The sequence below is a fragment of the Nesterenkonia aethiopica genome, from assembly GCF_039534665.1.
Lineage (GTDB): Bacteria > Actinomycetota > Actinomycetes > Actinomycetales > Micrococcaceae > Nesterenkonia > Nesterenkonia aethiopica.
This window is the reverse complement of sequence record NZ_BAAAVT010000031.1, coordinates 1-7296: the sequence shown is the minus strand read 5'-3', so window position 1 is coordinate 7296 and position 7296 is coordinate 1. Positions and strand designations below refer to the sequence as shown.

Annotated in this window: 5 protein-coding genes and 5 pseudogenes; 4 read left to right on the top strand and 6 right to left on the bottom strand. The window is 64.2% G+C overall.

Annotated features, from left to right (window positions below; all coding sequences use genetic code 11):
• On the bottom strand, positions 1-932 hold a 932-nt coding region (locus tag ABD658_RS15105; protein WP_344744943.1), incomplete at its 3' end, for an IS256 family transposase.
• A gap of 57 nt (positions 933-989) precedes the next feature.
• Between ABD658_RS15105 and ABD658_RS15100 the strand changes: the two are divergent.
• Positions 990-1145 (top strand): annotated as a pseudogene (locus ABD658_RS15100) (IS5/IS1182 family transposase); the annotation flags it as partial.
• A gap of 90 nt (positions 1146-1235) precedes the next feature.
• The gene (locus ABD658_RS15380) at positions 1236-1379 is read left to right on the top strand and encodes an ArsR/SmtB family transcription factor (RefSeq protein ID WP_425544533.1); all 144 of its coding nucleotides are present in this window, start codon (positions 1236-1238) and stop codon (positions 1377-1379) included.
• Between the two features lie 8 nt (positions 1380-1387).
• On the opposite strand, the gene ABD658_RS15095 is transcribed toward ABD658_RS15380, so the two are convergent.
• Positions 1388-2611 carry a hypothetical protein gene (locus ABD658_RS15095; protein WP_344681103.1) on the bottom strand — a complete coding sequence of 408 codons (1224 nt, stop codon included), beginning with the start codon at positions 2609-2611 and terminating at the stop codon, positions 1388-1390.
• 91 nt (positions 2612-2702) lie between these two features.
• Positions 2703-3914, bottom strand: a complete 1212-nt coding sequence (locus ABD658_RS15090; protein WP_344681101.1) for a M20 metallopeptidase family protein — start codon at positions 3912-3914, stop codon at positions 2703-2705.
• 311 nt (positions 3915-4225) lie between these two features.
• On the opposite strand from ABD658_RS15090, the pseudogene ABD658_RS15085 reads away from it, so the two are divergent.
• Positions 4226-5062, top strand: a pseudogene (locus ABD658_RS15085) (IS630 family transposase); the annotation flags it as partial.
• Positions 5063-5157: 95 nt separating this feature from the next.
• Positions 5158-5286: pseudogene (locus ABD658_RS15080) on the top strand (IS5/IS1182 family transposase); the annotation flags it as partial.
• Positions 5287-5309: 23 nt separating this feature from the next.
• Here ABD658_RS15080 and ABD658_RS15075 read toward each other — a convergent pair.
• The 3 genes and pseudogenes from ABD658_RS15075 to ABD658_RS15065 form a co-directional block, all read right to left on the bottom strand.
• Positions 5310-5624 (bottom strand): annotated as a pseudogene (locus ABD658_RS15075) (transposase); the annotation flags it as partial.
• Positions 5625-5628: 4 nt separating this feature from the next.
• Positions 5629-7026 (bottom strand): IS30 family transposase, encoded by a 1398-nt coding sequence (locus ABD658_RS15070; RefSeq protein ID WP_425544532.1) that lies wholly within the window; start codon positions 7024-7026, stop codon positions 5629-5631.
• Positions 7027-7066: 40 nt separating this feature from the next.
• A pseudogene (locus ABD658_RS15065) lies at positions 7067-7201 on the bottom strand (IS3-like element ISPfr13 family transposase); the annotation flags it as partial.
• Between the last annotated feature and the right edge of the window lie 95 nt (positions 7202-7296).

Here is a 7296-nt window from a genome sequence, read left to right as displayed (position 1 = left end):
GACCTACCATCGCCGCCGCCGACAGCGGAGGCTGGGTAAGCTGACCCCGATCGAATACGAGACCATTCACAAAGAAGCCGTCGCCCTGGCGGCATAAACCCCACGGTCAACCAGACCTTCAGCAGACCCTCCGGCCAGGTCGCCTCGATCGCTTCCGCAAGGCCCTTGAGCCCATCGCAGCAGACGATCAGCACATCGGCCACGCCACGGTTAGCCAGGTCAGCGCAGACATGGGCCCAGAACGCCGAGCCCTCGGTGTCCTGGACCCAGATCCCCAGCACATGCTTGATGCCCTCGAGATCCACACCGACGGCGATATAGGCAGCCCGGTTGATCACCTGGCTGTTCTCCCGGATCTTGATGCGGATCGCGTCGAGATAGATGACCGGGTAGAACTCCTCCAGCGGCCGTGACTGCCAGGCCAGGACCTCCTGGCTGACGGCATCGGTGATGTTGCTGATCGTCTCGTGAGACAGGTCGGTGCCGATCGTGGAGGCCAGATGGTGCTGGATATCGCGGATCGTCATGCCCCCGGCATAGAGGCTGATGATCATGTCATCCAGGCCCCCGAGGCGCCGCTGACCCTTGGGAACCAGCCGTGGGATGAACGACCCGCCCCGATCACGAGGGACCTCCAGATCGATCGGTCCGATCTCAGAGGTGACGGTCTTCGATGTGGTCCCGTTGCGGGAGTTGGGGTGTTTCGATGCTTCCGCTGAGCCCTTCTCGTAGCCCAGGTGGCTGGTCAGCTCGGCTTGTAGGCCCCGCTCGAGCGCGGCCTTGACCAGCGCGGGAACGAACCCGCCGTCTCCGGTCAGTTCGACCTGGCCGGCGTCGATCTGCGCGAACAGGGCATCAAGTTCCCCTGAGGCCTTCAGCTGCTCGACCAGCTCCTGGCCCGAAGGCTCGGCTGGGTTCTTCTCCTCAGTCATGGTCATGATTCTTACCGTTCCTCTCGGTACGGCTTACACAGACCATCTGACACGCCCCGCGGCTTCAAGAAGCTCGCGATCTGCACCGAACGACGTGCCCGCGTCATCGAAGCATTCATCGCCCTCGCCAACGCCGTCATCGTGATCCGACGGCTGCTGGCCGCAGCCTGGACCACCCACCGCTGGGACAACCGGCCAGCCCGTCGACCATGACCTACCTGCGGAACCTCTAAGCCTGCCGTCCCTGAACGAGCACACCGACGAGGGAGAGGCCCGTGTCTGTGACCTCACTGAACCGCTGGGCTGTCCCAGCCCAAGGTAGTCCACCACCTTAAAATCCTCGTCGAGGCCGGGCTGCTCACCCGCACCCAGCTTGGCCGCTGGGCCTCCTACACGGTCCAGCGCCCCGCGCTTGATGCGTTCGCGGCCGCTGCGGCGGCGCAGTAAAACGACCGTCAGAGAAAGCTGACCAGGACGCTGGCGATGACGACGGAACCTGCACTGACCGAGGTGAATCCGCCGACAAGCATCGCAGGAAGCATTGCATGGGTGAGCTGCTCACTTTCCTGCGGATTCCTCCCTACTGACCGAGCCACCTCGTGGGTGAGGAGATAATCCGCAGGGAAACCATACATTGCCGTCAGCGCCACCGACAGGCCAAGCGACGGCGCCCAGCCCAGCAGCTTGGTGGCTACGAAGCCGCCGAGCAAAATACCGAGCGTACCCACCACGATGATCGTGATCATCGGAAGCAGAGCGGCGATGACATCGGACAGTGACGCGGTGAGGAGAGGGGCCATGACAATGGCAATGATCCCCGCCATCGCGATGCCGAAGCTGCTGGACTTCTCGAGCGTGCGCTCCGGGGTGAGGCCGATCGCGGTCGACAAGATCCCCAGAATCAGCGCAAGGATCGACGCTGGGATGGAGCTGAGCTCGGACATCAGCGTCGCCACCGAGCCGCCCACCAAGACCATGAACAACACGAAGAGATGATTGTCAACGAGGAAGTCCGGCAGGGTGATGAGTCGCTTCCTGGTCGCGACCCGGTGATCCGTACGCACCGACCCGCGCCGGCCCGACCCGCCCGCCGACACCGCCTCCCGGTCGGCCGCCGCCAGTCGGACCAGCCGGTCCAACTCCCCGCTCTCTCGTAAGCGGATGGCGTACTTTCGCAGCAGGTAGTTGGTCAGGGGCATCGCTGGCAGCGACTGCACCATCAGGATCAACGAGGGCAGGACGACGATCGCAGTGGCCACACCGGCACCAACGAGCCCGTCTGTGGTCAGACTAGTCGCGATGATTCCCCCGGCGAGGGGGCCTGCGCCCGCGACGAAGTACTGGAACCCGAACATCGGCAGAACCACGGCCGACAGCAGCAGCACGGCCCCGAGAATGCCGGCGGAAGCGATGAGGACCGCGCGCCACTGCTCGACCATCGTGCGCAGCGGAATCAGCGAACCCATGTGAAACAGGATCGGGGCCACGAGGATGGTGTACACCTCCACGAGCATCGAGTCATCAACGACGCTGCGTGGCACCAGACCCAGTTGGACGACGAGGAATGCGCTGAGCATGGCAACGAGAAGTCCGGGGATGCGGGCCCTCGACCAGGTCGAGACCAGCTCGCCCAGAGCGATAAAGGCCAGAACGATGGCCGCGGCGTAGATCGGCTCCATGGGGGCACCTTTCTGCGACGTCAGACGGCGCCGACAGTGTCAGATCACAGGAGTTGACCAGAGCTAGGCCACCCTGCGGTTGAAATGAGGGTCAGATCCTGCGGGCGTTGTGGGCGAAGGCGAGTGTGGCCAGAGATGCAGCGTGATCACCCAGATGCGTGTCATCGAAGAGCACATAGGGCGAGTGATTGCTCGGCGCAGTCTCCGGATCGACGTCAGGAGGTGAGACTTGCATGAAATACATGGCCCCGGGTACCTCCTGCAACACATAGGAGAAGTCCTCGGAGGCCATCAAAGGCGCAGTCGCCTCGACGACGTGCTCACTCCCGAAGGTCTGCGCCAGCATGTCCATGACGAATCTCCCCTCAGCGTCGTCGTTGATCGTCGGCGGGTAGAGCGGCCGCCAGTCGACTTCAGCCGTACACCCGCTGCCCGCCGCAATCGATCTCGCAAGCTCCGCCGCGAACTGCGGAAACGCCTCTGTCGTGCTCCGGGAGAGAGCTCTAACCGAAGCCCCCATCGAGGCCGAAGGAGGGATCACGTTGAGGACCTCGCCGGCCTGGAGTGTGGTGATGGAGGCGACGACCGGGTCGAAGACGTCGAAGCGGCGAGTGATCATCACCTGCAAGGCTTGACAGAACTCCAGTAGCGGCGGAACGGGGTCGACGGCATGATGCGGCTGGGAGCCGTGCCCGCCCCGCCCGTGGAAGGTCACGCGCAAGTCGTTCGCGCCGGCCAGGATCGGACCGGTCCGGGTGGTGAAGACTCCGGGCTCGCCGGGCAGGACGTGGACGGCGTAGGCCGCATCGACCGGAGCCCCGACCGCATCCAGAACCCCTTCGTCGATCATCGGCCGGGCGCCGCCCGGGCCCTCCTCTCCGGGTTGAAACATGAAGACCACGTTTCCCGGGAGATCCCCCTGATGCGCCGAGAGGAGTCGTGCAGCACCGACGAGGCCCGCCGTGTGCAGGTCGTGGCCACAGGCGTGCATGGCGCCATTCGTGGACGCGAACTCCACACCGGATTGCTCCGCGATCGGAAGACCGTCCATGTCTCCTCGCAGGAGAGCCGTCGGCCCAGGGGCACCCCCACGAAGCACCGCGACGACGGAACTGAGCGTAGAACCGGTCCTGACATCCAACGGCAGGCCTTGCAACGCCCGAAGGACCCGCGCCTGAGTCCGAGGGAGCTCGTTGCCGAGCTCGGGATCCTGATGCAGTTCGCGCCGCAGAGCCGACAAGTCAGCAATGAGGAATTGCGCCTCAGCGCGGAAATCTGGAGTGACATTCGGCGGGGTCAGCATGGGTCATTACTCCTGGGTAATAAGTCGAGATGATGACGCCCCCCCGACGGGGAGATCGTGCCGTCATCGCGCATTGGTGGCACCCCATCGGCGCTGGAGCAGACCAGCTCTCGTTGCGTGTTGTGGGTCACGATGGGAGCATAGACCACCACCGACGCCATTTCAACCAATAGCAACAGTATTTCATTCAATGAAATGAACGAGGGCTGGACCGACGACCGACCGTCGACGCTCGATCCCGCTCGGCAAAACTGACGCGCATCACTAGCTTCCTTCGCCGTAGATTCGTTGGTTAATTGGCACAATGAGCTATGCCACGTACGGGACGCCCGAAAGCATTGTTGGAGTTGACGATTGAAGAGCGTGAGCAGCTGGTCCGGTGGGAGCGGCGGCGGAAGTCGTCTCAGGCGTTGGCGCTGCGGTCACGGATCGTGCTGGCCTGCGGTGACGGTTGGAGCAACGCCGACGTGGCCGATCAGGTGGGGTGCTCGACGAACACGGTCAGCAAGTGGCGAGCCCGGTTCGTGGCGCACCGGTTGGACGGGCTGGTTGACGATCCTCGGCCGGGCCGGCCGCCGACGGTCAGCGCCGATCAGGTCGAGGACGGGGTCGTGACCACGCTAGAGTCGACACCGGAGAATGCGACGCACTGGTCGCGGGCGATGATGGCCCAGCGCAGCGGCTTGTCGTCCTCGACGATCGGGCGGATCTGGAAGGCGTTCGGGCTCAAGCCGCACCGGGATGACGGGTTCAAGCTATCCCACGACCCTCTGTTCGTGGAGAAGGTCTACGACATCGTGGGGCTCTATCTGGATCCGCCGGAGTCGGCCGTGGTGCTGTCCGTCGATGAGAAGTCCCAAGTGCAGGCCCTGGCCCGTTCCCAACCGGGGTTCCCGATGATGCCGGGGATGCCCGAGAAGCGCACCCATGACTACGTGCGTCACGGGGTGACTAGCTTGTTCGCGGCCATGAACGTTGACGACGGCACCGTGATCGCCTCCACCCACCGCCGGCACCGGGCCATCGAGTTCAAGAAGTTCCTGGCCAAGATCGACCAGACCGTGCCCGAGGACCTGGACGTGCACGTGGTCTGCGACAACTACGGCACGCACAAGCACCCCGCGGTCAAGACCTGGCTGGGTAAGAGGTTCCGTAGGTAGGCGCGTGTCGGTGACGCAGAACAGGCACGAGCCTCTGTAACAGAAGGGGTGGTCTACGCCGCCTTCTCTTCCCCGAGGTGCTCGTGCCTACCCTGCCATCTTCTGTCATCGAACCCCTGTGGGACCAGTTCGCTGCGCTGATTCCCGAAGACATCGATACGCATCCGCTGGGATGTCACAACCCACGCATCCCGGACCGGGTCGTGGTCGAAGCGCCCCAGGTTCTCTGCCGCTTTCATATGAGGTGGGGCTCCGCTTCCAAGGCGGCGTAGTGGAGCTGTTCGTACTCTATCGGAGTCAGATCCCCGATGCTGCTGTGCAGCCTCTGGTGGTTCCACCAGTCGACCCACCCGGCAGTGGCGAACTCCACGTCGGCCAGCTTCCGGAAGGGACCTTCGTGGAAGACGTCGGTGCGGATCGCTTCGGTCTTGAACAACCCGATGATGGACTCCATGAGGCTGTTGTCATAGGCGTCACCGACGGCGCCGATCGAGGGCTGGATTCCCTCCAGCTGAAGGTGCTCAGTGAAGCGAATACTGGTGTACTGGGCGGATTCAATCGGTCGTCGCAACACCGCCTAATTCATGTAACTGTAGCTGTTCGGTGAACACCTCTGCCGGGGTCTTCCAGTCGAGGACTTTCCGGGGGCGGTTGTTGACCGCCAGAGCGACTGCTTCGAGGTCATCGGCGCTCCACCGGGACAGGTCGGTGCCCTTCGGGAAGTACTGGCGCAACAGCCCGTTGGTGTTCTCATTTGTGGGCCGCTGCCAGGGTGAGTGCGGATCGGCGAAGAACACCTTCGTCCCGGTCTCCAGCGTGAACTGGGCGTGTCCAGACAGCTCCTTGCCGCGATCCCAGGTCAGCGTCCTACGCAGCTGCTCGGGCAGAGTGGTCATCGATGCAGCCAGGGCCGCGTTCATCGCCATGGCGCCGTAGCCGGCCAGCGCAGGACCGTTCTTGACCCGCGGGGTCTGGCCGTATCCCTCGAGCCGGGGCAGGTGCACGAGCATGGTGGCCCGGCTCCTGCGTTCGATGACGGTGCCGATCGCGGAGCGATGTGTGCCAATGATCAGATCCCCTTCCCAATGCCCCGGAACGGCACGGTCTGCGGCTTCGGCAGGACGTTCGCTGATCACCACGTCCTCGGTGACGTGGCCCTGGGGCTTGTTCCGTGACCGGGCCCGGGGAACCCGCAGCGATCGGCCGGTGCGCAGGCACGCGACGAGTTCGCGCTTGAGCCCGCCCCGGCCCTCGATGAACAGGGACTGGTAGATCGCCTCGTGGCTGATGCGCATGGATTCATCCTCGGGGAAGTCGATCTTGAGCCTGTTGGCGATCTGTTCCGGGCTCCACGCGGTGGCCCACCGCCGATCGGCCCGGTGAGGCTTGGCTCGGCCCTTCCACGCCGGCACTGAGGGGCCGGCCACGATCGTGCCATCCGGCCGGCGTACCTCGCCGCTGAGCCGGTCCTGGACGTAGTCCCTCAGCCTTGGGTTGATCACGAGCTTGGCGGTCTTCGGACGCCGAGCCATCAGCTCGGCCTTCCACTGTGCCACCGAGGCCCGATATTCCAGCTTGCCACCCCGAGTGGCGGCGTTACGCCGTAGCTCCCGCGAAATCGTGGCCGGGTCCCTGCCGAGTCTGCGCGCGATCTGCCGTACCCCGATGTTCTGAGCCTTCAGGATCGTGATCTCCTCCCGCGCGGAAAAGGACAGGTAGCGCCCGCCAGGCTCGGTCAGCTCGATCGTCGACATACCGCCACCCTGCCGGAACCAGCGAGCCCCGACCGCCGGGGACACGCCTACCGCTCCGGCGGCGTCCTCAGTGGAGAGCCCCTTCGTAATCTCCTTCCAGAACTGACGCTCGACGCTGCGCCGGGTCGTCGGAGCCCCCGGCGAGATCATCGCCGACCGGCCCGTGAGTTCCTTCAACCATCCAGCTGGTCTGCCCATCAACACCCTCCTGGTTACAGTGTTGCGACGACCGATTGAATCCGCCCTGAGAACCCGCATCCGAATGTGCCACCAGTTGGCCGCGTTCCACAGGGTAGCCTTCCCTTCCTCGTTGCCACAGGCCCATCCGCAACGGCAGATCCACCAGCTCAGTTGCCTTGGAGGTATCGGCGTGGGTCAAGTCCCGTGTAGTGGTGTAGCTGGCTCTCCGAGTTGCTGGATGGTTATGCGGCTTCGAGTTCGGGAAGGTCGTGGTGGTGGTCGTCGTGC